Origin of the sequence: Kitasatospora sp. NPDC093679, assembly GCF_040683455.1 — a bacterium.
Classification (GTDB): domain Bacteria; phylum Actinomycetota; class Actinomycetes; order Streptomycetales; family Streptomycetaceae; genus Kitasatospora; species Kitasatospora arboriphila.
Genome location: NZ_JBFBDW010000003.1, coordinates 115,020 through 138,405, shown reverse-complemented (window position 1 = coordinate 138,405; position 23,386 = coordinate 115,020). Strand labels below are relative to the sequence as shown.

Annotated in this window: 23 protein-coding genes and 3 tRNA genes; 12 read left to right on the top strand and 14 right to left on the bottom strand. The window is 74.0% G+C overall.

Going from position 1 to position 23,386, the window contains the following annotated elements; translation table 11 throughout:
• The first annotated feature begins 183 nt into the window (after nt 1-183).
• Nucleotides 184-256: transfer RNA gene (locus AB0O09_RS04125), tRNA-Asn, on the top strand.
• Nucleotides 257-302: 46 nt separating this feature from the next.
• Nucleotides 303-375, top strand: a tRNA-Asn gene (locus AB0O09_RS04120).
• 116 nt (nt 376-491) lie between these two features.
• Here AB0O09_RS04120 and AB0O09_RS04115 read toward each other — a convergent pair.
• A complete protein-coding gene (locus tag AB0O09_RS04115) occupies nt 492-1,235 on the bottom strand; it encodes a trypsin-like peptidase domain-containing protein (RefSeq protein ID WP_344622667.1) in 744 nt (247 codons plus the stop codon).
• A 270-nt stretch (nt 1,236-1,505) separates the two neighbouring features.
• Between AB0O09_RS04115 and AB0O09_RS04110 the strand changes: the two genes are divergently transcribed.
• Nucleotides 1,506-1,579, top strand: a tRNA-Ile gene (locus AB0O09_RS04110).
• A 481-nt stretch (nt 1,580-2,060) separates the two neighbouring features.
• Here AB0O09_RS04110 and AB0O09_RS04105 read toward each other — a convergent pair.
• Nucleotides 2,061-2,870: a polysaccharide deacetylase family protein gene (locus AB0O09_RS04105; protein ID WP_363539969.1), complete on the bottom strand. Its 810-nt coding sequence runs from the start codon at nt 2,868-2,870 to the stop codon at nt 2,061-2,063.
• A gap of 314 nt (nt 2,871-3,184) precedes the next feature.
• Here AB0O09_RS04105 and AB0O09_RS04100 point away from each other — a divergent pair, with 314 nt between their 5' ends.
• From AB0O09_RS04100 to AB0O09_RS04090, 3 genes are all read left to right on the top strand, one after another.
• A complete protein-coding gene (locus tag AB0O09_RS04100) occupies nt 3,185-3,670 on the top strand; it encodes a hypothetical protein (RefSeq protein ID WP_363539967.1) in 486 nt (161 codons plus the stop codon).
• Nucleotides 3,671-3,837: 167 nt separating this feature from the next.
• Nucleotides 3,838-4,536, top strand: coding sequence for a class F sortase (locus AB0O09_RS04095; protein WP_363539965.1), 699 nt, complete (start codon nt 3,838-3,840; stop codon nt 4,534-4,536).
• Nucleotides 4,537-4,558: 22 nt separating this feature from the next.
• Nucleotides 4,559-5,482, top strand: coding sequence for a pyridoxal-phosphate dependent enzyme (locus AB0O09_RS04090; RefSeq protein WP_363539963.1), 924 nt, complete (start codon nt 4,559-4,561; stop codon nt 5,480-5,482).
• Here AB0O09_RS04090 and AB0O09_RS04085 read toward each other — a convergent pair.
• Together AB0O09_RS04085 and AB0O09_RS04080 are read right to left on the bottom strand one after the other, a co-directional pair.
• Nucleotides 5,469-6,998 (bottom strand): LCP family protein, encoded by a 1,530-nt coding sequence (locus AB0O09_RS04085; RefSeq protein WP_363539961.1) that lies wholly within the window; start codon nt 6,996-6,998, stop codon nt 5,469-5,471. The two genes, AB0O09_RS04090 and AB0O09_RS04085, sit on opposite strands and share 14 nt — an antisense overlap.
• A 177-nt stretch (nt 6,999-7,175) precedes the next feature.
• A complete protein-coding gene (locus AB0O09_RS04080) occupies nt 7,176-7,622 on the bottom strand; it encodes a MarR family transcriptional regulator (protein WP_363539959.1) in 447 nt (148 codons plus the stop codon).
• A 99-nt stretch (nt 7,623-7,721) separates the two neighbouring features.
• Here AB0O09_RS04080 and AB0O09_RS04075 point away from each other — a divergent pair, with 99 nt between their 5' ends.
• Both AB0O09_RS04075 and AB0O09_RS04070 read left to right on the top strand, forming a co-directional pair.
• On the top strand, nt 7,722-8,741 hold the full coding sequence (locus AB0O09_RS04075) for an NADP-dependent oxidoreductase (protein ID WP_363539957.1): 1,020 nt from the start codon (nt 7,722-7,724) through the stop codon (nt 8,739-8,741).
• Between the two features lie 353 nt (nt 8,742-9,094).
• Nucleotides 9,095-9,589 carry a DUF3145 domain-containing protein gene (locus AB0O09_RS04070; RefSeq protein WP_363539955.1) on the top strand — a complete coding sequence of 165 codons (495 nt, stop codon included), beginning with the start codon at nt 9,095-9,097 and terminating at the stop codon, nt 9,587-9,589.
• Nucleotides 9,590-9,719: 130 nt separating this feature from the next.
• On the opposite strand, the gene fabF is transcribed toward AB0O09_RS04070, so the two are convergent.
• The 5 genes from fabF to AB0O09_RS04045 all read right to left on the bottom strand — a co-directional run bounded on the left by fabF (nt 9,720) and on the right by AB0O09_RS04045 (nt 14,690).
• The gene (fabF, locus tag AB0O09_RS04065) at nt 9,720-10,988 is read right to left on the bottom strand and encodes a beta-ketoacyl-ACP synthase II (protein WP_344622676.1); all 1,269 of its coding nucleotides are present in this window, start codon (nt 10,986-10,988) and stop codon (nt 9,720-9,722) included.
• Nucleotides 10,989-11,103: 115 nt separating this feature from the next.
• Nucleotides 11,104-11,346: an acyl carrier protein gene (locus tag AB0O09_RS04060; RefSeq protein WP_030267568.1), complete on the bottom strand. Its 243-nt coding sequence runs from the start codon at nt 11,344-11,346 to the stop codon at nt 11,104-11,106.
• A gap of 87 nt (nt 11,347-11,433) precedes the next feature.
• A complete protein-coding gene (locus AB0O09_RS04055) occupies nt 11,434-12,465 on the bottom strand; it encodes a beta-ketoacyl-ACP synthase III (RefSeq protein WP_363539952.1) in 1,032 nt (343 codons plus the stop codon).
• Complete coding sequence (locus AB0O09_RS04050; RefSeq protein WP_344622678.1) at nt 12,462-13,403, bottom strand: ACP S-malonyltransferase; 942 nt, start codon at nt 13,401-13,403, stop codon at nt 12,462-12,464. Before AB0O09_RS04050 ends, AB0O09_RS04055 begins: the two co-directional genes overlap by 4 nt.
• A gap of 90 nt (nt 13,404-13,493) precedes the next feature.
• Complete coding sequence (locus AB0O09_RS04045) at nt 13,494-14,690, bottom strand: PucR family transcriptional regulator (protein ID WP_078660900.1); 1,197 nt, start codon at nt 14,688-14,690, stop codon at nt 13,494-13,496.
• Between the two features lie 282 nt (nt 14,691-14,972).
• On the opposite strand from AB0O09_RS04045, the gene AB0O09_RS04040 reads away from it, so the two are divergent.
• Nucleotides 14,973-15,749, top strand: a complete 777-nt coding sequence (locus tag AB0O09_RS04040) for a pirin family protein (protein WP_363539950.1) — start codon at nt 14,973-14,975, stop codon at nt 15,747-15,749.
• 13 nt (nt 15,750-15,762) lie between these two features.
• Here AB0O09_RS04040 and AB0O09_RS04035 read toward each other — a convergent pair whose 3' ends face one another.
• Nucleotides 15,763-16,527 (bottom strand): hypothetical protein, encoded by a 765-nt coding sequence (locus AB0O09_RS04035; protein WP_363539948.1) that lies wholly within the window; start codon nt 16,525-16,527, stop codon nt 15,763-15,765.
• Between the two features lie 122 nt (nt 16,528-16,649).
• Complete coding sequence (locus AB0O09_RS04030; protein ID WP_363539946.1) at nt 16,650-17,483, bottom strand: serine hydrolase domain-containing protein; 834 nt, start codon at nt 17,481-17,483, stop codon at nt 16,650-16,652.
• A gap of 185 nt (nt 17,484-17,668) precedes the next feature.
• On the opposite strand from AB0O09_RS04030, the gene AB0O09_RS04025 reads away from it, so the two are divergent.
• Both AB0O09_RS04025 and AB0O09_RS04020 read left to right on the top strand, forming a co-directional pair.
• Entirely contained in the window at nt 17,669-18,109 is a 441-nt protein-coding gene (locus AB0O09_RS04025) for a MerR family transcriptional regulator (RefSeq protein ID WP_359981376.1), read from the top strand.
• Nucleotides 18,106-19,110: an aldo/keto reductase gene (locus AB0O09_RS04020; protein ID WP_363539944.1), complete on the top strand. Its 1,005-nt coding sequence runs from the start codon at nt 18,106-18,108 to the stop codon at nt 19,108-19,110. Before AB0O09_RS04025 ends, AB0O09_RS04020 begins: the two co-directional genes overlap by 4 nt.
• Nucleotides 19,111-19,161: 51 nt before the next feature.
• On the opposite strand, the gene AB0O09_RS04015 is transcribed toward AB0O09_RS04020, so the two are convergent.
• Nucleotides 19,162-19,740 (bottom strand): TIGR03086 family metal-binding protein, encoded by a 579-nt coding sequence (locus AB0O09_RS04015; RefSeq protein ID WP_363539942.1) that lies wholly within the window; start codon nt 19,738-19,740, stop codon nt 19,162-19,164.
• Between the two features lie 89 nt (nt 19,741-19,829).
• Here AB0O09_RS04015 and AB0O09_RS04010 point away from each other — a divergent pair, with 89 nt between their 5' ends.
• The gene (locus tag AB0O09_RS04010) at nt 19,830-20,804 is read left to right on the top strand and encodes a YafY family protein (RefSeq protein WP_363539940.1); all 975 of its coding nucleotides are present in this window, start codon (nt 19,830-19,832) and stop codon (nt 20,802-20,804) included.
• Nucleotides 20,805-20,925: 121 nt separating this feature from the next.
• Here AB0O09_RS04010 and AB0O09_RS04005 read toward each other — a convergent pair whose 3' ends face one another.
• Both AB0O09_RS04005 and AB0O09_RS04000 read right to left on the bottom strand, forming a co-directional pair.
• On the bottom strand, nt 20,926-22,107 hold the full coding sequence (locus AB0O09_RS04005) for an alpha/beta hydrolase (RefSeq protein ID WP_359981363.1): 1,182 nt from the start codon (nt 22,105-22,107) through the stop codon (nt 20,926-20,928).
• A gap of 447 nt (nt 22,108-22,554) precedes the next feature.
• Nucleotides 22,555-23,244, bottom strand: coding sequence for a TetR/AcrR family transcriptional regulator (locus tag AB0O09_RS04000; RefSeq protein WP_344622685.1), 690 nt, complete (start codon nt 23,242-23,244; stop codon nt 22,555-22,557).
• Nucleotides 23,245-23,386: the final 142 nt, after the last annotated feature.

Genomic DNA, 23,386 nt, shown 5'->3' with positions numbered 1-23,386 from the left:
CGTGGCACCAGCATCCCCGGCGGGGCGGACGGCCGCGCGCGGGGCGCGCCGGGCGGGGCGGCGGGGCCCGGCCGCGGGGCCGGGCGAAAGCGATTGGCGGACCACCCCCCTCAGTGCGCTAATGTATGTCCCGCAGCGAGCGCCACGGGCCCGGGAGAACCGGGAGCCGGGGCGGAAGCTCGATCCCCCATAGCTCAATTGGCAGAGCAGCCGACTGTTAATCGGCAGGTTATTGGTTCGAGTCCAATTGGGGGAGCTCCGGACGGACCTCGTGGCCGCCCGTTCGTTTGCGGTAACAGCATTCCCCCATAGCTCAATTGGCAGAGCAGCCGACTGTTAATCGGCAGGTTATTGGTTCGAGTCCAATTGGGGGAGCTTCACCCGGAGTACTGGGTGATCAGCGCAGAGCGAAGGCCCTCCGGCACGGCCGGGGGGCCTTCGTGTTGCCCGGGGCCCTTCCGCCGCCGTCGGGCGGCCGGGCAGGCCGGGGATCAGGCCGTCGCCCGGCGGTAGAGCGCGGACACCCGGTCGTCGAAGGTCACGCTGTAGGAGACCTCGTCCTCGTAGCCGCCCTGCTGGTAGCCGCCGATCACGCCGATCACCGCGCCGTCCGCGGTGAGCCAGGGGCTGCCGCTGGTGCCCACGCTGTAGCCCGTGCAGCGGAAACTCTCCTGGGTGGGGCTCTGCGAGGCCGTCCGGGTGGCGCAGGTGATCGGCTCCTCGCTGTCGTTCGGGTAGCCGGTGACCGAGACCGGCAGGCCGAAGCCGCGGCCGGTGCCGAGCCGGTTGCCGCCGAGCACGTCCTCGATCTCCTGCCCGTCGACGTCTGCGACGGTGAGGAAGGCCACGTCGTACTCCGGGTCCTCGGAGTCCGTCCAGTGCTCGTCCACGGTGATCCCGGTGAGCGGCCAGACGCCGTACGGGGTCCGGCCGTCGCGCAGGCCCGGGGCGAAGACCAGGCCCTCCTCGCGGCCCCGGTCGAGGGTCTCCACGCAGTGGGCGGCGGTCACCAGCAGGTTGTGCCGGGGGCTGCTGACCACGCTCGCGGTGCACATCCGCGGGCCGTCCGCGCTGCCGAGGAAGAGCGCTCCGATCCGGTCGCTCGCGGTGTTCCGCGGGGCCGGGTGGGAGCCGGGTGTGTCGGGGCCGCCGCCGGGCCAGGCGCAGGAGGCGGTCGCCCAGCCGACGGCCGCCAGCAGCAGTGCCAGGGCACCCGTCCGCCGCCTGCCTGCCATCAGCCTGTCTCGCTTCCCTCGCCGCCGAGCCGCGGATGCGGGCCCCCGCAAGATCTAATCAGGACCCTCCGGAGCGGCGCCAGAGATGGCGGCGGGGCTGGCCGGCGGCCGGGACGGGCGGCGGGCGCCGACGGCGGAAGTGCGCGGGCGTACCCGGATGCGCACCCGGCGCGCATTCCGACTGATCGACCGGCTATGCTGCCGGTGACGGCCCTGAGGGGCCGTCTGCTGCTGCAAGGGCCTTCGCGCCGCTGCGGCAGGCCGGATCGGGGGGCGGTAGCTCAGCCGGTTAGAGCAGGGGACTCATAATCCCTTGGTCGTGGGTTCGAGTCCCACCCGCCCTACCTCCGACCCGACGGCCTGTCAGCCCAGAAGGGCATCTGACCAGCCAAAACGCCCAAGCCGGTGACTCCCACTCTAGAGCACCGCGCGGCCCGCGAGCCGCGCACCACGCCGGGATTCACCCGCCCGTGGAGGTCGCTCCGGGCCGCTGCCGGACAGGGATCCGAATCGGCTGGCGGACCGTCACCCGGGGGAATGACTGACGGCACGGCCGAAGCGGCCGGGTTCGACTTCGGCGTCACCCGACCGGCAGGCGAGTTCCACCAGGACCGGCGCAACTCCGCGAGAACGCCCGGAGGTCCGGTCCTCGCCCGGAGCCGGCGCTGCGCCTTGCCGTCCGCAGCCTCCTCGGCTCGGACCACCCCGTCCCCGCCCGTGGGCACGAGGCGATGGACAGGCAGGGCGCGTCCACGGCTACGGCGACTTCCCGGTGCCGGCGGCGGAGTGCCCGGTCGGCGACCGGTCGGCACCGGCCGTGGGTGCCTACTGCGGCGCGGTGAAGCGGTAGCCCTCGTCGAGGAGGACGGGGAGGTAGGTGCGCAGGGCGGCGATCGTCTGGGAGCGGTCGCCGCCGCCGTCGTGGTTGAGGACGATCGAGCCGGGGCCGATGGTCTGCAGCACGCGCTGGGTGATCAGCGAGGTGCCGGGGCGGGCCCAGTCCTGGGGGTCGACGGACCAGCCCATGGGGCGCATGCCGAGTTCGGCGCAGATCCGCAGGGAGGCGTCCGACCAGTCGCCGCCGGGGGCGCGGAACCAGGTGGGGGTCCGGCCGGTGGTGGTCCCGAGCAGGTCGGAGGTGCGGAGCAGTTCGTCGCGGACCTTGGCGTCGGTGATGCCGCGCAGGTCCGGGTGGCTCCAGGTGTGGTTGGCGATGTGGTGGCCGTGGGCGGCGATCTCGCGGACGAGGGCGGGTTGCCGTTCGGCGTTCTCGCCGATCAGGAAGAAGGTGGCGCGCAGCCGGTACTGCTCCAGGACGGACAGGACCACGGGGGTGTGCACCGGGTCCGGGCCGTCGTCGAGGGTGAGGGCGACCAGCCGGTCGTCGGAGGCGAGCGAGAAGAGCGGGTTGCTCACCTTGCGGGGCTGCGGCGGCACCGGCCCGGAGGCGGGGCTCGCCGCGGCGGGGGCGGACGGGGCCGCGGGCGGCGCGGACGACGCCGGGGGAGAGGCCGGGTCGGAGGGCAGGAGGCCGCCCGGTGCTGCTCCGTCGCCGCCGTCGTGCGAGGCCAGCTGGCACCCGGCCGCGGAGAGCAGGCCCATCCCGGCGACGCTCAGCAACAGCCGACGGGACATGATCTGATGATGTGACAGCATGGCGGATGCATGCCCGAGGCTGCAGCGATGGCGCGCCGATTCCCGCAGCTACACCCCAACGGCCCAGCGCCCGACACGGGCGGACCGTCGCGGCCGGGGCCGCGACACTCCGACGCACGCTGGCGGGACGCCCGGACCGTCCGCCGCCACGTCCCCTGCACGTCCCCCGCGCGGGCGATGACCTGCGGTGGCGGCCTGACGGGGTGTGAACCACGGTGGTCACGGCGCATCCGCGATCCCTTGCGCCGGCACCGAGGCCGGCTGTCGCACGGAGGCGCCGGAAGGAACCCCCCATGCTGCCCAAGCGCATCCTCTTCGCCGGAGCGGCTGGCGCCGCCGCCCTGGCCATCGCCATCCCGGCCGCCTACGCCGACCCGCCCACCGGTCCCGGGAGCGACGACCAGAGGGTGTGGACGGAGCAGGCCCCCGCCGACAAGGCCCCGGAGAAGGCGCCCGGCTCGACCGCCGAGCAGAAGTCCGCCCCCGAGGACCACAAGGCCGGGACGAAGTCGGACACCAAGTCCGAAAGCACGTCCGACATGACCTACGAGAGCAAGTCCGAGAGCAAGTCGGAGAGCAAGTCCGAGGGCAAGGACTCCGGCAAGGAGACCAAGGCCGAGGGCTCCTGGGCGGACAAGGCCCCACACGGCGGCGTCCACACCGGCGGCGGCGGGATCGCCGTCTCCGGCAGCGGCCTGGCCACCGGTGCGGCGCTGCTCGCCGGCGGTCTCGGCGTCGGCACGGTCGCGCTGCGCCGCCGCCGCGGCTCCGAGTCCTGATCCCGATCCCGATCCGCTAGTACCGCCCCCCGCGGCGCCGTCCCGTCCCCGTGGACCGCGCCGCCCACCGGCCGCGTCCGGCCGTACCCGCCCCGGAAGCCGGGCACGGCCGGACGCGTCTTCCCCAGATCCGCAGGACCCGCAGCACCCCGTGAGAGGCGGCCGCCATGGGCCAGCAGACATCCGGCACCGGTGAACGGCCCGCGGGCAAGGACCCCGGCCGCAGCCCGCTGCGCTGGGCGATGGGCCTCGCCGCCGTCGGGGTGTTCGTCATGTACCAGTCCGTGGAGACCACCCCCGCCGCCCCCCGCTCCGCCGACGGCGGCCCGGCGGCCGTCGCGAGTGCGAGCCCGGCGCCCACCGCACCGCCCTCCCGGACCACCCCGGCCGTCCCCGCGATGTCCCGCTCCAAGCCGGTGAAGCTGCGCATCCCGCAGCTCTTCGTCGAGGCCCCCTTCACCGAGCTCGGCCTCACCCCGACCGGCGGCCTCGCCGCCCCGCCGGCCGACGACCGCAACCTCGTCGGCTGGTACAAGGACGGTCCGACCCCCGGCGAACGCGGCCCCGCGGTCGTCGCCGGGCACGTCGACACCACCAAGGGCCCCGCCGTCTTCCTGATGCTGTACGTGCTGCGCCCCGGCAACCCCGTCGAGGTCACCCGCGCCGACGGCTCGGTCGCCGTCTTCACCGTCGACTCGGTGCAGACCTTCGCCAAGAACGCCTTCCCCGACCAGCTGGTCTACGGCGACACCCCGGACGCCCAGCTGCGGCTGATCACCTGCGCCGGCGAGTACAACCGGGCCACCCACGACTACGCCGACAACGTCGTGGTCTTCGCCCACCTCAGCTCCACCCGGCCGGCCTGACGCGGGCCCCTACCATGGCGGGATGCCGCTGCCCGCCGACCTGCCGACCCCGCTCACCCCGATCCGGGACCCGGTGCTGGCCCGGGCCGGCGTCGAACTCCGGCTGAAGCGCGACGACCTGCTGCACCCGACGGTGCCGGGCAACAAGTGGCGCAAGCTCACCCCCAACCTGGAGCACGCACTCGCCGAGGGGCACACCCGGCTGGTCACCTTCGGCGGCGCCTACTCCACCCACCTGCGGGCCACCGCCGCCGCGGCCCGGGCACTCGGGCTCGCCTCGGTGGGCGTCGTCCGCGGCGAGGAGCTCGCCGACCGGCCGCGCAACCCCTCGCTGGCGGCGGCCGAGGCCGACGGCATGCAGCTGGAGTTCGTCGCCCGCGGCGCCTACCGCGAGCTCGTCCGCGACCTCGGCCGGCCGCTCGCGCAGCGCTGGGGGCGCTGCCTGGTGCTCCCCGAGGGAGGCTCCAACGCGCTCGCCGTGCGCGGCACCGCCGCGCTGCCGGCCGAGCTCGGCGGCCTGGACGGGCGGGACACCGTCTGCTGCGCGGTCGGCACCGGCGGCACCCTGGCCGGCATCGCGGCCGGACTGCCGCCGGGGGCACGGGCGCTCGGCGTCGCGGTGCTGCGCGGCGAGGGCTATCTGGAGGAGGAGGTGGCCGCACTGCACCGGGCGGCGTACGGACGCACCTTCGCGAACTGGCGGATCGACCACGGCCACCACGGCGGCGGCTACGGGAAGGTGCCCGCCGCGCTGGAGGAGTTCGCGGCCGGCTTCGGCGAGCGGCACGGGATCGGCGTGGAGCGCCGGTACGTGGCCAAGGCGCTGCAGGCGGTGTACGGGCTGGCCGGGACGGCGGCGCTGCCGCCCGGCAGCCGGGTGACGCTGGTGGTCACCGGGCTGCCGGACGGTCCGACGGCTGCCGGGACCGGCCTCAGCCGTAGCTGAGGTCGGCGCAGAGGTCGCTGTCGGCGGGCCGGGTGTTCGAGGAGATGCCGGTGGGGATGCCGCTCGGCAGCGCGACCGGGCCGGAGGTGTCGCCGGAGGCGTGGTCCTGGCCGAGGGTCAGGACGAGTCCGTCCGCGTCGGTGTCGGGCCGGACGGTGGCGCCCGGGTAGAGCGCGGCGAGCTGCTCGGCCGCGGCCTTGTGGCCGGGGGAGTAGCCGACCGTGGTGGTGTTCCGGCCCTTGGTGTTGGCGCCGAGCACGACCTCGCGGTAGCCGTGCGCCCTGAGCGCCGTCGCGGCGCGGCCCGCGGTGCCGCCGGCGCCGGAGGCGTTGTGCACGGTGACCGGTACGGCGGTGGCGTCCGGTTCGGCGGCGCGGGTCTGGCCGGGGGTGGCGGAGGGCGAGGCCCCGGCGGACGGCGAGGCGGTGGCCGACGGCGTCGGTGCGGCCGGGGCGGAGGGCGTCGCGGTGCCGGCCGGGGCGGTGGCCTGGCCGTCCAGGGTGCGGTCCTGGCGGAGGAGCTCCCAGAGGGTGTCGACGTCCGGGTGGACGAGCGCGACCCGGGCGCCCGCGTACTCCCAGGGCACGGTGACGAAGGAGATGTCCGCCAGCTTGATGTCCTGGAGCGACTGGGCGAAGGTGGCGAGCTTCATGGCGCTGCCGAGCTCCTCGTCGACGGTGAGCGAGCGGGTCGCGGCGTCGGCGAGCGGCAGCAGGGTGGTGAGGTCGAAGCCCTGCCCCTGGACCTTCTTGATGAGCGAGGAGAGGAAGGCCTGCTGGCGCTTCATCCGGCCGATGTCGGAGCCGTCGCCGAAGCCGTGCCGGGCCCGGACGTAGTCGAGCGCCTGCTGGCCGCTGAGCGTCCGGCGGCCCTTGGTGAGGCGTATGCCGTAGGAGTCGACGTCGTTGGGCACGCACACGTCGACGCCGTGCACCGCGTCGGTCATGGCCGCGAAGCCCTTGAAGTCGACGACGATCGTGTGGTCCACCCGCAGGCCGGTGAGCGCCTCCACGGTGTTCTGGGTGCAGGCCGGGTTGCCCTGCGGGTAGAGGCCGACGGTGAAGGCCGAGTTGAACATCTGGTTGGTGCGCTCGCTCCTCCAGGTGCCGTCCGGCAGCTTGCACGGGGGGACGGTGACCAGGGTGTCGCGGGGGATGGAGACGCCCACCGCGTGCCGGTGGTCGGCGTAGACGTGCAGCAGGATCGCGGTGTCCGAGTGGCCGACGCCCTCCTCGCCGCCGCCGAGGTCGCCGTTGCCGTCGGAGCGGGTGTCGGAGCCGAGCAGCAGGACGTTGACCGGACGGCCGCCGCCCGTGGTGGTGGGGCCCGCCGGCGGGCGGCTGGTGGCGATGCCGTCCGCGGAGAAGGTGCTGATGTTCTGGTCGAGGCGGTGGTAGAACCAGGCGCCGGCGCCGGCGGTCGCCAGCACCAGGACGGCGGCGGTGGCGCCGGCGATCCGCGCCAGGCGGCGGCCCGTCCCGCGGGAGGACGCGGCGGACCCGCTCTTGTCGGTCATCACACAGTTGCTCTCTGTACGGCCGTGCCCGGCCCGGAAGGGAATTGGCCGGCACTCCTGTGTGCCCCCACCAGAAAGACGGCCCGGCGGGCCGTTCGGTTACATGCGGACCCGATCGGATACGGGCTCTTCCGGCCCGGATCCGATCCGATCGCCCCCTGTGTCGCGCTCCGCCGGTCAGGCGGGCGGCACGGCGCCGGCCAGCATCCGGCGGAGCAGGTCGCGCAGCTGGATCCGCTCCTCGGGGTCGAGGGCGGCGAGCGGCTCGCGGGCGAAGTGCAGCGACTCGCGCAGCTCCACGGAGGCGGCGGTGCCGGTGCCGGTGGCGGCGACCAGCTTGACCCGGCGGTCCTGCGGGTCGGCCTCGCGGGTGACGAAGCCGCGGGCCTCCAGCCGGTCGACGATGCCGGTGATGTTGGACGGCTCGCAGCTCAGGGTCTGCGCGATGTGGCGCATCGGCATCGGTCCGCGCCGCAGCAGGGCGAGGACCTTGGCCTGGGCGCCGGTGAGCGAGCGGGCGGCTGCGGCCTCCTCGTACTCGCGGTGGAAGATTCCGACCAGGTTCGCCATGAGGTCGGTGACCTCCAGCGTGACCGGGTCCGTGGGCGGCTGCTGCGTCTCCATGCCGTCCACTGTACCTGAACATTTGACAACATGAACTATTCGTGTCCACGATTGCTTCAGTAACTCAACCTTTCAGGTCGATGCACCATGGAGACAGCAATGGCAGAGCAGGCGATCCCCACCACCGGCCGTGAGTGGCACCTGGCGGCGCGCCCCGTCGGCCGGCCCGTTCCGAGCGACTTCGCACTGGTCGAGGCACCCGTCCGGCAGCCCGGCCCGGGCGAGGTCCTGGTCCGCAACGCCTACCTCTCGGTCGACCCGTACATGCGCGGCCGGATGAACGACGTCAAGTCGTACGTCCCGCCGTTCGCGATCGGCGCGCCCATGGACGGCGGCGCGGTCGGCTACGTCGTCGCCTCCGCCGCGGAGGGCTTCGAGGTCGGCGACGCCGTGCTGCACGGCCTCGGCTGGCGCGAGTACGCCACCCTGCCCGCCGCGCAGGGCGTCAAGGTCGACCCGGCCCTCGCCCCGCTCTCCTACTACCTCGGCGTGCTCGGCATGCCCGGCCTCACCGCCTACGCGGGCCTGCTGGAGGTCGCCTCCTTCAAGGAGGGCGACGCCGTCTTCGTCTCCGGCGCGGCCGGCGCGGTCGGCTCGCTGGTCGGCCAGATCGCCCGCCTCAAGGGTGCCTCCCGCGTCGTCGGCTCCGCCGGCTCCGCCGAGAAGGTCGCCACCCTGACCGGCTCGTACGGCTTCGACGCCGCCTTCAACTACAAGGACGCCCCGGTCGCCGAGCAGCTCGCCGCGGCCGCCCCCGAGGGCATCGACGTCTACTTCGACAACGTCGGCGGTGACCACCTGGAGGCCGCGATCGGCGCCCTCAACCCGCACGGCCGGGTCACCCTGTGCGGCGCCATCGCCCAGTACAACGAGACCTCCGCGCCGGCCGGCCCGCGCAACCTCGCCCTCGCCATCGGCAAGCGGCTGAACCTGCGCGGCATGCTGGTGCGCGACCACGCCGCCCTGCAGCCGCAGTTCGTCGCCGAGGTGGCCGGCTGGCTGAAGGACGGCAGCCTGCGCTACGACGAGACCGTGGTCAAGGGCGTCGAGAACACCGCCGAGGCCTTCCTCGGCCTGCTCCGCGGTGACAACACCGGCAAGATGGTCGTCGAGCTCTGACCTGCTGACGCCGTGTCACCACCACCCCCGCGGGCCGCTGCCCGCGGGGGTGGTCCGCGTACGGGCGGATCGGCGAACGGCCTGGTCGCGGCGTCGACGGGGCGTCAGCACCGGTCACCGCGACGGGTGATGGTGCGCCCGCGGACGGAATAGGTCCGTTCGGGGGAGAGCACTTGCAAGGGGGTGGACCTGATGGGGGATTCGACTAGCATTGGGTGAAAGCTTGTCCGTTTTGCTCAATTTGATTACCTAATGTCGAGTAAGTTGAGCGTCACGGTGGTAGGCGGTACCTGCCGGCAGGTGGCACGAGGCAGCTGGGGAAGGCGACCCTCGTCCACAGCCTGGAGGTCCCGGTGACGACACGTGGTGTCCTGTACATCCACTCCGCGCCCCGCGCGCTGTGCCCGCACGTCGAGTGGGCGGTCGCGGGCGTGCTCGGCGTGCGGGTCAGCCTCGACTGGATCCGCCAGCCCGCCGCGCCCGGGCACTGGCGTGCCGAGCTCTCCTGGCAGGGCGAGCCCGGCACCGCCTCGCGCCTGGCCTCGGCCCTGCGCGGCTGGCAGCTCATCCGGTACGAGGTCACCAGCGACCCCTGCGCGAGCGCGGAGGGCGAGCGCTACAGCTCGACCCCGAGCCTCGGCATCTTCCACGCCGTCACCGGCATCCACGGCGACATCCTGATCCCCGAGGACCGGCTCCGCGCGGTGCTGCTGCGCGCCCGCACCGAGGGCGGCGACCTGGAGGCCGAACTCTCCCGGCTGCTCGGCAAGCCCTGGGACGACGAACTCGAACCCTTCCGCTACGCCGGCGAGGGCGCCCCCGTCCGCTGGCTGCACCAGGTGGTCTGACCGGCGGGGCCCGCGCACGCGAAAGGGGCGCGGGGACCGCGCGACCGTCGGGGCGGATGCCGTGCCCCGCCGGTCGCGCGGTTCCCCGCGCCCCTCCTTGGTGCCGCTACCGGTGCCGAGTGAGCGATTCTCAGACGGTGCGGAAGGCGAGGACCACGTTGTGGCCGCCGAAGCCGAAGGAGTTGTTCAGCGCCGCGATCCGGCCCTCGGCGGGCAGGTCGCGCGGACCGCCGCGGACGATGTCCGCCTCGATCTCGTCGTCCAGGTCGTCCACGTTGATGGTCGGCGGGGCCGTGCGGTGGTGCAGCGCCAGCACGGTCGCGACGGTCTCGATGCCGCCGGCGCCGCCCAGCAGGTGGCCGGTCATCGACTTGGTGGCCGAGATGGCCACGTGCCCGAGGTGCTCACCGAGCTCCTTGGAGAGGGCCTTCACCTCGGCGGTGTCGCCCTGCGGGGTCGAGGTGGCGTGCGCGTTGACGTGCACGACCTCGGCCTTGTCCAGGTCGCTGTGCTCGAACAGGTCGGCGATCGCCCGGGCGACACCGGCACCGGTCGGCTCCGGCTGGGCGATGTGGTGGGCGTCCGAGGACAGGCCCTGGCCGACGGCCTCGCAGTAGACGCGGGCACCGCGGGCGGCCGCGTGCTCGGCCGACTCCAGCACCACGACGCCCGCGCCCTCGCCGAGGACGAAGCCGTCCCGGGCCTTGTCGTACGGACGCGAGGCGCGCTGCGGCTCGTCGTTGTTCTTGGACATCGCCATCATGTTGGCGAACGCGGCGATCGGCAGCGGGTGGATCGCCGCCTCGGTGCCGCCGGCCACCACGACGTCGGCGCGGCCGGTGCGGATCATCTCGATCGCGTAGCCGATCGCCTCGGCGCCGGAGGCACAGGCGGAGACGGGGGTGTGCACGCCGGCGCGCGCGCCGACCTCCAGGCCCACGTTGGCCGCGGGGGAGTTCGGCATCAGCATCGGGACGGTGTGCGGGGAGACCTTGCGGACGCCCTTGTCCTTCAGCACGTCGTACTGGTCGAGCAGGGTGGTCACGCCGCCGATGCCGGAGGCGATCACGGCGCCCAGGCGCTCGGGCGCGAGCTTGGAGGACTCGTCGGTGGCCGGGGTCTCGAAGCCCGCGTCGGCCCAGGCCTCACGAGCGGCGATCAGCGCGAACTGCGCCGAGCGGTCCAGCTTGCGGGCCAGCGGACGGGGCAGCACCTCGCCCGGGTCCACCGCGGTGCGCGCGGCGATCCGGACGGGCAGGTCCGCGGCCCACTCCTCGGTCAGCGCGCCCACGCCGGAACGGCCCTCCAGCAGGCCCTCCCAGAACGAGGCGGCGTCGCCGCCCAGCGGCGTGAAGGCGCCGATACCCGTGACTACCACGGTGCGGTTTTCAGCGGTCACTGGTTCTTCTTCTCTCACGTGTGCAAGGGGTGGCGGAGGGGCCGTGGGGGAACGGCCGGCCGGGGCTGGGTGCGCCCCGGCCGACCGCAGGCAGCCGGACGGGCCGGCCGCGGGTTCAGCTGTTGGCGAGGATGTAGTCCACCGCGTCGCCGACGGTCTTGAGGTTCTTGACCTCGTCGTCCGGGATCTTCACGTCGAAGCGCTCCTCGGCGGCCACGACGACCTCGACCATGGACAGCGAGTCGACGTCCAGGTCGTCGGTGAAGGACTTGTCGAGCTCGACGTCCTCGGTCGGGATGCCGGCGATCTCGTTGACGATCTCGGCGAGACCTTCCAGAACCTCGTCCTTGGTAGCCATAGCGGCTGCTCCTCTTCGGGTGTAGACAGCGAGCGGTCCGGCGGACCGTCGCGGGATTTCGGGGGCGCGGGCGCCCGGGGAGGGTGCCTAGGGGAGAGTAACGACTGCGGCGGCGTACACGAGACCCGCCCCGAAGCCGATGATGAGGGCGAGGTCGCCGCTCTTGGCCTCACCGCTCTCCAGCATGCGCTCCATCGCCAGCGGGATGGAGGCCGCGGAGGTGTTGCCGGTCTCGGCGATGTCGCGCGCGACCGGCACCGACTCGGGCAGCTTCAGCGCCTTGATCATGGCGTCGGTGATGCGCATGTTCGCCTGGTGCGGGATGAAGGCGCCGAGCTGGTCGGCGGTGATCCCGGCGGCGTCCAGCGCCTGCTGGGCCACCTTCGCCATCTCCCAGACCGCCCAGCGGAAGACGGACTGACCCTCCATCCGCAGGGCCGGCCACTTGGCCTCGTCGCCGGCGCCGTTGACGGCGTCCTCCTTGGCGAACGCGGTGTCCCAGGCCTGGGTCTGTGAGATGACGTCGCGCTGCGAACCGTCCGAGCCCCATATCACCTTGCCGATGCCGGGGGTCTCGGACGGACCGACGATCGCCGCGCCCGCGCCGTCACCGAAGATGAAGGCGGTCGAACGGTCGGAGGTGTCGGTCAGGTCGCTGAGCCGCTCCACGCCGATGACCAGCACGTACTCGGCGCTGCCGCCGCGCACCATGCCGTCGGCCAGGCCCAGGCCGTAGCCGAAGCCCGCGCAGGCGGCCGAGATGTCGAAGGCCGGGGCGGTGCCGCAGCCCAGCCGGTCCGCGATCTCGGTGGCGATCGCCGGGGTCTGCTTCAGGTGCGAGACGGTCGCCACGATCACACCGCCGATCTGCTCCGGGGCGATTCCGGCCTGGGCGATCGCCTTGCCGGCGGCCTGCACCGACATCTCGGCGACGGACTCCTCCGGGCCGGCCCAGCGGCGCTCGGCGATCCCGCTGCGGGTGCGGATCCACTCGTCCGAGGACTCGATCCAGTTGAGCACCTCGGCGTTGGGAATCACCCGGACGGGGCGGTAGCCGCCGACGCCGTGGATGCGCGAGTGCGCGGCACCGGTGGCCGGCTTGATCTGGGGCGCTGTCATCCGTTGTTCTCCTGAGCACCGTGCTCGGCGACCAGCCCGCGGGCCTTGTCGAGATCGGCGGGGGTCTTGAGGGCCAGCGTCGCCACGCCCTTGAGGTTGCGCTTGACCAGGTTGGTGAGGGTGCCCGCGGGAGACAGCTCGATCACGGCCGTGGCACCGAGCTGCTGGATCGCGTCCATGCACAGGTCCCAGCGGACCGGGTTGGAGACCTGCGACACCAGGCGGGCCAGCACCTCGGCACCGGAGCCCACCACGCCGCCGTCCTTGTTGGAGACGTACGCCACGGCCGGGTCGGAGACCGCCAGCCCGGGGGCGAACTTCTCCAGGCGCTCCACGCCCGGAGCCATGTGCTCGGTGTGGAACGCGCCCGCCACCTTCAGCGGGATGAGCCGGGCGCCGGCCGGCGGGTCCGCCTTCAGCGCCTCCAGCTGCTCCAGCGTGCCGGCCGCCACGATCTGGCCGCCGCCGTTGTTGTTGGCCGCGGTCACGCCGTGCTCGGCGAGCTTCGCGGCGACGGCGTCCGGCTCGCCGCCGAGGACGGCGGTCATCCCGGTCGGCCGCGCGGCGGCCGCCTCGGCCATGCCCAGGCTCCGCTCGCGGACGAACGCCAGCGCGTCCTCGGCGCTCAGCACGCCGGCCAGCGCGGCCGCGGTGATCTCGCCGACGCTGTGACCGGCCACGCCGCCGACCAGCGAGCGGAAGTCACCGTCCGCGAACAGCACGCCGGCCGTCACCAGGCCGGCGGCCACCAGCAGCGGCTGGGCCACCGCGGTGTCCTTGATCTCTTCCTCGGAGGCCTCGGTGCCGTAGCGGACGAGGTCGAGACCGGCGACCTCGGACCACTGTCCGAGGCGGTCGGCGGCGCCGTCCAGCTCGAGCCAGGGGCTGAGGAATCCGGGGGTCTGAGCACCCTGTCCAGGGGCGACGATTACGAGCACGGTTCAACCCTCTCTCGCCAGGCACCCGTGGGCGGGTAGGCGACGACAACGAAGAAAAGCACGCCGGGTTGTGCAGTCCCTACAGCGCGGTCAGCCCTGGTCGGCGACGGCTCCGAGACGGCCCAGCGCAAGGGCGATGCGCAGGGTGAACGCCGAGCGCACGTCGGACGGAGCATAGCCCGTGACGTCAGTCACACGACGCAGCCGGTAGCGCACGGTGTTGGGGTGGACGAAGAGCATTCGGGCCGCGCCCTCCAACGAGGACGCCTGCTCCAGGTAGACACTCAGCGTCTCCAGCAGTGCCGACCCCGCCTCGTCCAGCGGTGTGTAGATCTCCTCCACCAGCTGCCGCCGGGCCGCCCGGTCCCCGGCGAGCGCCCGCTCCGGCAGCAGGTCGTCGGCCAGCACCGGCCGCGGCGCGTCCGGCCACGCCGCGCACGCCCGCAGCCCGGCCGCCGCGGCCTGCGCCGAGCGCGTCGCCGACAGCAGGTCCGGCACGCTCGGACCGACCACCACCGGGCCCGGCGCGAACTGCCCGATCAACGCCTTCGCGGTGTGCACCGGCTCCTTGTCGCCGCCGACCACCACCACCAGCCGGCGGCCCAGCACGCCCGTCAGCACCTGCAGCTTGGCGTACCTGGCGGCCCGTCGGATCGCCTCGACCACGGCCTCGCTGTCCCCGTCCGGGGCGCTGCCCATCACCACCCGCACCTGGCTCGGCTGGCCCCAGCCCAGCGCCGCCGCCCGCGACAGCACGCCCTCGTCCGCGTCGCCGGAGAGCAGCGAGTTCACCACCAGCGCCTCCAGGCGCGCGTCCCACGCACCCCGGGCCTCCGCCGCCTGTGCGTACACCTGGGCCGTCGCGAAGGCGATCTCCCGCGCGTACACCAGCACCGACTCGCGCATCCCGGCCTCGTCGCCGGGGGCGGCCACCTCCTCGATGGCCTCCTCCATCACCTCGATGGTGGTGCGGATCAGCTCCACGGTCTGCCGCAGGGTGATCGCCCGGGTCAGCTCGCGGGGCGCCGTCCCGAAGACGTCCGTGGAGATCGCCTGCGGTGCCTCCGGATGCCGGTACCACTCGGTGAACGCCGCGATGCCCGCCTGCGCGACCAGGCCGATCCACGACCGGTGCTCCGGCGGCATCCGCCGGTACCAGGACAGCTGGTCGTCCATCCGGGCGATCGCCGCGGTGGCCAGCTTGCCCGAGGACTTCTCCAGCCGCTTCAGCGTCGCCGAGCGCAACTCGGCCCGCTCGGCGGCCAGTCTGCGCTCCTGCGCGGTCAGCCGACCACCTCGCGGAGGGCGCGGCGACTCCCCGGCCGGCGCCGCCTTGCGGGCGGCCGCCTTCTTGTCGGCCTTCGCGCCGTCGGCCCTCGCGCTCTCGGGCTTCGCGTTCTCGGGCTTCGGGCTGTCGGGCTTCGGGCTGTCGGGCTTTGCTGATGCGGCTGGCACAGGAACAAGACTGCCTCACCACACGCCGTGCTCGTGCACACCCCCCGCCGGTGGGAACCCGGCGCGCCGGACCGCACCGCCCGCCCGCCGCGCCGCACCGGCTACCGTGAGCGGGTGACCGAGACCCGAGACCGCGGCCGTGCCGACCTCCGCCGGGCGCCCGAGCGCTACCGCTCCACCCCGGCCGAGGGCATCGAGACCCGGCACTCCTTCTCCTTCTCCGGGCACTACGACCCGAAGAACACCCACTTCGGCGCGCTGCTCGCCTGCAACGAGGAGACCCTCGCCCCCGGCGCCGGCTTCGAGGAGCACCGCCACCGCGACACCGAGATCCTCACCTGGGTGCTGGAGGGCGCGCTCGCCCACCGCGACGGCGACGGGCACGCCGGGGTCGTCCGCCCCGGCATGGTCCAGCACCTCAGCTCCGGCTCCGGCATCGGCCACACCGAACGCAACCTCGGCGGCTCCGCCGTGCCCGTCCGCTTCGTCCAGATGTGGCTGCAGCCCGACACCTTCGGCACCCCGCCCGCGTACGGCCTGCGGAAGGTCGAACCCGCCGAGGACGGGCTCACCCTGCTCGCCTCCGGCCTGGAACGTGACGCCGCGTCGGACGCCCTGCGGCTGCGCCGCTCCGACGCCGCCCTGTACCTCGTCACCGCCGGCCCGTGGCAGCCGCTGCCCGCGCTCCCCGAGGCGCCCTACCGGTACGTCCACCTGACCGCCGGCTCGCTCGGCTACCGGACCGTCCCCGGACCGCACGGCGCCGGCCGCTCCCTCGAACCCGGCGACGCCGTCCGCATCACCGGCGACGCCTTCACCGACCCCACCGCCGGCCCGGACGGCGCCGAACTCCTGTTCTGGGAGATGCACTCACCGCTGACCTACGGCTGAGGCCGCCGGGTCCTCACCAGTCCTCGTGGTCCGACCAGGTGTACCAGGGCCCGGACCGGTGGGTGTAGGTCGCGTCGTCCTCCGGAGGCCCGTCCGGCAGGTACGCGAAGCCGGTGCGTTCGAGCAGGCCGCTGCCCGGCACGGTGAACCGGAACCCGCGGACACCCACCGCGGTCACGTCGTCGACCGGGTACGTGCCGAGGTACGACGGCTGCGGCAGCCCGCCGTTGCCGGCCGCCGCGTGTCCGGCCCGTTCGGCGAAGGAGTTCAGCGCCGGACGGGCCAGCGCGAACCGGGCCTGCTGCGGCACCTGGAAGTGCAGCAGCACCGCGGTGGCCGCCAGCAGCAGCGGAGGCACCGCCCACCGCCAGTTGCCGGCCGGCCGCACGGCGGCGGCGGGCGCGTCGGAGAGCTGCCAGCCGAACCAGAGCACGACGGCGGCTCCGCCGCCCGCGAGCGCCACGAAGGCCGTCGCCCAGTCCGCCGCGGGCAGGCTGAACGCCAGCAGCGCCGCGGCGGCCAGGACCGCGCAGCCCGCCAGGACGGAGTTGCCGGGCCTGCGGAGCCGACCGCGGCGGCGCCACAGGGCGGTCGCGGCGGCGACGGGCATGGAGGCGGCGACGAGCGAGGCGATGCAGCCCAGGGCCGCCAGCGCCACCAGGCACACGGCGACCACGGCACCACCGACCGCGACGATCCCGGTCGCCCGCGGCACGGCCGCGACGAGGAGGACGAGCAGGGCGAGCAGGACGGGCCCGCGGTAGCCGTGAACCGTCATCAGCTGCCGCACCCGCGACAAGGACGTCGAATGCACGACCGATGATCTACCGCAGCCGGGCGCGGCCGCGCAAGGCCCGTTCCGGGCGCGGGCCGGGTGCCCGCGCGCCCGGAACGGCGCCGTCAGCCCCGGAGTTCGGCGAGGACGGCGTCGGTGAAGAGCGGCCAGACCTCGGCGGCCCAGGGGCCGAAGTCACGGTCCGTCAGGGCGACGGTGGCCACACCGGCGGCGGGGTCGACCCAGAGGAAGGTGCCGGACTGGCCGAAGTGGCCGAAGGTCCCGGGCGAGCTGGTGGTGCCCGTCCAGTGCGGGTCCTTGTCGCCGCGGATCTCGAAGCCGAGCCCCCAGTCGTTGGGCCGCCGGTGGCCGAAGCCGGGCAGGACGCCGCCGAGACCGGGGAAGGCCACCTCGCGGGTGGCCCGCCGTACGGTGGTCGGGTCGAGCAGCCGCGGGGCCTGGAGCTCCGCGGCGAACAGGGCGAGGTCGGCCACGGTCGACAGGCCGCCCGCGCCGGCCGGCGCCCGGTGCGCGGTGTTGATCAGCGTGGCGTGCATCCCGAGCGGCCGGAAGACGGCCTCCTGCGCGTACTGCGCGAACGGGATGCCGGAGGCCTTCTCCAGGGTGTCGGCGAGGACGTCGAACCCGGCGTTGGAGTAGAGCCGCCGGGTGCCGGGCTGCGCCATCACCCGGTGCTCGTCGAAGGCCAGCCCCGAGGTGTGGGCGAGCAGGTGACGGACGGTCGAGCCCTCGGGCCCCGCCGGGTCGTCGAGTTCGAAGACGCCCTCCTCGACGGCGACCAGCGCGGCGTACGCGGACAGCAGCTTGGTCACCGACGCCAGCGGGAAGAGGTGCTCCTGCGTCCCGTGCGCGCCGAGCACCGCCCCGTCCGCGCCCCGCACCACCGCGGCCGCCGCGTTCGGCACCGGCCAGTCCTCGATCATCCGCAAGCTCTGCATGCGCCGACCATAGCCGCCCGCCGGCCGCCGCCGCGTGGCAGGCTTGCTTGGAGTGCACTCCAACTCAGTAGCGTCGTAGCCGTCGCCGACCACCGAGGAGGCCTGTCGTGGCACCGCCCGTCCGTTCCGCGCCCGTTCTCGCCGATCCGCTCGCCTGCACGCACGAGGACGAGCCGGCCGAGCCCGTGCGCAGCGAATGGCACACGATCAGCGAGGTCTCCGCGACCACCGGTCTGACCGCGCACACCCTGCGCTGGTACGAGCGGATCGGCCTGCTCGACCCGGTGGACCGCTCGCACTCGGGACAGCGCCGCTACAACGGCGCCGACCTGGCCCGGCTGGCCTTCCTGGGCCGGCTGCGGCTGACCGGGATGCCGGTGGCGGACATGCTGCGCTACGTGGAGCTGGTCCGGGAAGGCGACCACACCACGGGCGAGCGGCACGACATCCTCGTCGCGCAGCGCGAGGAGGTCCGGCAGCGGATCGCCGATCTGCACGCCACGCTCGCCGTGCTCGACCACAAGATCGACATCTATTCGTCCAGCCTCCCCGGCGACGGCGCGACCGGCCCCTCGGCCGGCGCCGCGGCCGCGGACGCACCCGGCAGGAAGCAGAAGAGCGCATGACCCTCCCCACCGCACCGCTCGGCACCAACGGCCCCGTCGTCGGCATCCAGGGCCTCGGCTGCATGGGAATGAGCGAGTTCTACGGCCCGACCGACACCGAGGAGGCGCTGGCCACCCTCGACGCCGCCCTCGACCTGGGCGTCACCCTGTTCGACACCGCCGACATCTACGGCTCCGGCCACAACGAGGAACTGGTCGGCCCCTTCGTCCGCGCCAACCGCGACCGCGTGGTGCTGGCGACCAAGTTCGCCATCGAGCGGCGCGCCGACGACCCGACGTACCGGGGCGTCCGCAACGACCCGGCGTACATCCGCAGCGCGGTCGACGCCTCGCTGCAGCGCCTCGGCATCGACGTGATCGACCTCTACTACATGCACCGCCGCGACCCGCAGGTGCCGCTCGCCGAGTCGGTGGGCGCGATGGCCGAGCTGGTGCAGGCCGGCAAGGTCCGCCACCTCGGACTCTCCGAGGTCACCGGCGCCGAACTGCGCGAGGCGTACGCGGTGCACCCGATCGCCGCCCTGCAGTCCGAGTGGTCGATCTTCTCGCGGGACGTCGAGCGCACCGCGGTGCCCGCCGCGGCCGAGCTCGGGGTCGCCTTCGTGCCGTACTCGCCGCTCGGCCGCGGCTTCCTGACCGGCGCGTTCACCGCCGCCGAGCAGCTGAGCGCGGACGACTACCGCCGCTACCACCCGCAGTTCTCCGGTGCCAACGCGGCGGGCAACGCGGCCCTGGTGGCGCCGATCCAGAAGGTCGCCGCGGAGCGCGGCGTCACGGCCGCGCAGGTCGCGCTGGCCTGGGTGCACCAGCGGGCCGAGGTCCACGGGCTGACGGTGGTGCCGATCCCCGGCACCCGCAAGCGCAGCCGGCTCGCCGAGAACACGGCCGCAGCCGGACTGCGGCTCACCGCCGAGGAGCTCGCCGAGCTGGAGCCGGTCGCGGGTCTGGTGACCGGCAACCGCTACGCCGACATGTCCTCGACCTCGGCCGGTCGCGAGTAGTCCGGCGGGGGCGGCCGCCCCGCGGCGCGGCCGCCCCCGGAACACCGCGGCTCAGACCGTGCGGCCCAGCCAGGCCGCCATCCGCGCGTACACCCCGGCGCCGTCCGGAACCGGCTGCACCGGGCCGAACGGCACGCCCTCGCCACGGCCCTCGGCCGGCAGCACCTGCAGGGCGATGCCGAGCACCAGGTGCGCCAACTCCTCGTCCAGCGCGGCGCCGGGGTCCACCACCTGCGCGATGTCCCAGGAGTGGGTGACGGCCTCCATCATGTAGCCGCCCACCGCGAGCCGCCCCGGCACCCGTCCCCACGGGACCTCCACCACCCGCTCCAGCGTGGCGTCCTCGCGCCAGGCCGCCGCCCAGCGCTCCCGGGCCCGGCCGAACGCCCCCGCCCAGTCGTCGTCCGCCACCGCACCCACTGCGGTGGCCACGTCCATCCCCCGGCCGCCCTCGCCGGTGTACGCGCTGCGGTGCACCCCGCCCACGGTGTGGCCGAGCAGCGCCCGCAGGTCGTACGCACTGCACGGGGTCGGCCGCTCCAGCATCTCCGGGGTGACGGCGGTGGCGAGCTTCTCCAGCTGGCCGAGCGCGCGCAGGTACGGCGGGCGGGGGTCTGCGGTGGTGTCCATGGCACAACTCCTCGTCGGGAGGGACGTTCTGACGCCGGACACTCTCCCCGGGATACCTGACATCCCCTGTCAGGTTTATCCTTCGGCCGGTGAAAGCCGACCGACTGCTGTCGATCCTGCTGCTCCTGCAGACCCGCGGGCGGGTCACCGCCCCCGAACTCGCCTCGCGACTGGAGGTCTCCGTCCGCACCGTCTACCGGGACGTCGAGGCGCTCTCCGCGGCCGGCGTCCCGGTCTGGGCCGAGCGCGGCCGGCACGGCGGCATCCACCTGCTGCCCGGCTACCGCACCGACGTCACCGGCCTGACCGGCGACGAGGCCCGCGCGCTGTTCGTGCTCTCCGCCCAGGGCGCGCACGAGGCGCTCGGCCTCGGCGAGGCGATCGGCTCCGCCCTGCGCAAGGTGATGGCCGCACTACCCGCACCGCACCGCCCGGCCGCCGAACGCACCAGCGAACGCATCCTGGTGGACCCGGCCCGCTGGCTGCGCCCCGGGCCCGTCGTCCAGGCCGACCTCGGCGCACTGCAGGGCGCCGTCTTCGCCGACCGGCGGCTGCGGCTCGGCTACCGCCACAGCGGCGCGGACGGGCCGAGCGACTACACCCTGGACCCGTACGGCCTGGTCAACAAGGCGGGCGTCTGGTACCTGGTGGCCGACCTGGACGGAGCGCCGCGGCTGTTCCGGGCCGAGCGGACGCTCACCGCCGAGGTCCTCGACGAGCCGGTGCGCCGGCGTCCCGGCCGGCAGCTCGCCGAGGTGTGGGAGGGCCTGCGGGAACAGGTCGAGCGGATCCCCGACGAGGTCGAGGCCGCCGTCCGCATCCGCCGCGAGCGGGCCGACCTGGTGCTGCGCATCCACGCCAACCACGTCCTCGCCCCGGTGCTACCGGTCGGGGGCGGCGCCTGGCTGGAGACGGTGCTCGGCTTCCGGGCGCTGCCCGCGGCCCGCTCCCTGCTGGCCTTCGGCGCCGACGTCGAGGTGGTCTCGCCGCCCGAGGTCCGGGACGAACTGCGCCGGGCGGCCGCCGAGGCGCTCGCCCTCTACGGGCCGAAGGAGAGCGCCTGAACGTGCTTGAGCGGTGGTGCTCCTGGCGGATCCGAGCACCCCGGTCGGCACGGTGCCGCATCCGGATCGCGCGGTTCCCCGCGCCCCTTGCGGTGCCCCCTCGACCTCCGAAGGCACGCCCCTACGGCTGGCGGCGGGTGACGTCGCCGTAGTCGCCGAGGGCGATCGAACCGAAGTTGTGGAGGCTCTGGGTGCCGTCCGCGAAGTAGCCGGTGTGGCCGTTCGAGCCCAGCGAGGAGACCTCCACGGCGCCGAACTCCTGCGTCGTCGGGTCCGCGCCGTGGCCGAAGCCGCCGAACTCCAGGTACGGCACGTTGCCGATCCAGTCGGTGGGGTTGCGGGTGGCCCACACCCGCACGCCCGGCCCGAGCTCGGCCGAGGTCTGCACGCCCATGCCCGGGCTGCCGAAGACCACCACGTCGGCCGGGGCCGAGCCGTGGATCGACGGGGCGGCGGTGCCGCAGACCACCGAACCGTAGGAGTGGCAGAACAGCGTCGGCGGGAGGGTGGCGCTGCCGGTCTCCCGCAGTCCGGCCAGCAGCCGCAGCAGCCGCGGCGCCGCGGCCTCGGCCAGCCGCGAGGTCACCGCGTCCGGGCCGAGCCCCGAGGGGGTGACGTAACCGGTCCAGGCGATCACGGCGGTGCGGGTGCCGGGGGACTGCCGGTGCTCCTCGGCGAGCAGGGCCCGGGCCATGCCGGTCACCGAGCGCAGCGGGTCGGCGGTCTGGTCGAAGTGGGCGAGGTCCGCGTCCGAGCCGGGCACCAGCACGGAGATCCGGTCGGCGGTGGCGAGGTCGCCGTACGCCTCGCTGACCAGTCCGCGGCCGCGCGGGTCGAAGGCGAGGATCTGCCGGCCCGGCTTGAGCAGCCGCTCGGTGTCGTCGGCGCGGACGGAGGCGGCCGCGCGCTCGACCGGGGAGAGGCGGTGGTCGGCGGCGCGCTCGCGGGCCCGCTCGACCTCCTCGGTGACCGCGATCCGGTTGGCGCGGTAGCGCAGGGCCACCGGGACGCCGTCGAGGTTGCCCACGACCAGCGGATACACCTCGGCGAGGCGGTCCTGCTCGGCCTCGCTCAGGCCGGCGAAGAAGGCGGCGACGGCGGGCGCGTCCGCGGTGGCCGGGTCGGGCAGGGCGCGGCCGAGCGACTCGTCCTCGACCCAGGCGGCGCTGCCGGCCGGCGGAGTGGTGATCGCCACCTGCTCGTTCGAGGCGGCGGCCTGGGCGGCGGCCGCTCCGGCGTCCAGCAGGACGGCGGAGGCGGCGAAGGCGCCTATCAGCATCCGCTTGACCCGCCTGCGCTGCATGGGCGTACTCTCCCTCGGGCCGGTGACCGTGACAGCGGGCGGGGCCCGACGGTGGTACGACTGCTGTGCCAGCCAGGGTAGAACGCCCGAGCTGGGGGTGAGCAGAGTCTAAACCGTGGGATGGGTCACACCGAAGAGGGACCTGGTGTGGCGTCAGGTTGCCCGTTCGGCGTCGAACGTCCGGACCGGTCGCTCGGGCGCGGTGCTGCGCCGGGCCCCGGTGACCGGCTCGCGCAGCCCGTCCACGGCGACCCGGCCGAGCTCGACCCGTCGACCCGCAGGGTCACCCCGGTTTTTCGTGTGAGCCGCTCGGTCGCCGAGGGCAGGGCGAGACCCGTCTGCGGGAACTGATCGAACGTCACCGTGCCGCAGGCCCGCAGGTGCCGGGTGGCACGCCCCCGAGCGCCGCTCGGGCCCTCGCTCCCCTGGTGAGGTGCTCGTGACTCCTCAGCTGCGCCAGGGGCCGGCGAGGGCGGGGCCGAGTTGGTCGAGGTGGCGCTCGATGATGGCGATCATGCCGTCGGGGCCGGCCGCGTGGGCGGCGGTGTCGGCCGTCCACGACAGGTGGGAGACCCGGATGACGGCGCCGAAGGCGGCGGCGAGCACCCGCGGCCGGACGTCGGTGGCGGGGTCGAGGCCCTCGCGTTCGGCGAGGATCGCGGTGACCACGCCCTCCTGCTCGATGGTGCGCCGCAGGTGGGCGGCGAGCAGCATCGGCGTGGACTCGATGAGGTCGATCAGCTCCAGTGCGGCCTGCACGCCGCCCGGTCCGCTGCCCTCGTCCCGGCTCATCACCTGCCAGGTCTGGGTGATGGAGGCCCGCATGGCCTGCAACGGCGTCTCCTCGGCGGGCCGGCGCCGCAGGCACTCGACGAAGTAGTCCTCGGCGTCGGCGAGGACGGCCAGCGCGACCTCCTCCTTGTTGGCGAAGTATCGGAAGAAGGTGCGCTGCGAGACGTCCACGTTGGCGGCGATCTCGTCGACGGTGGTGCGGGCGTAGCCCTGCCGGAGGAAGAGGCCGTGGGCGGCCGCCACGAGGGAGTCCCGGGTGCGCTGCTTCTTCCGCTCGCGCAGTCCGAGGACCCGGCAGTCGGAGGCCGGCTGTCCGGTGCGGGAGGGGGTGAGCGGCAGGGCCATGCAGGGCGCCTTTCCTGGCAGAGCGGGACGGATACCACGATAGCGGTTCTGCCAAATGTCAGCGCCAGACGTACGACATGAATTGCCGAATGTCAGTAGCTGACATAATGTTCCCGCGAGTGGCGCCGCCGGGGCCGGACAG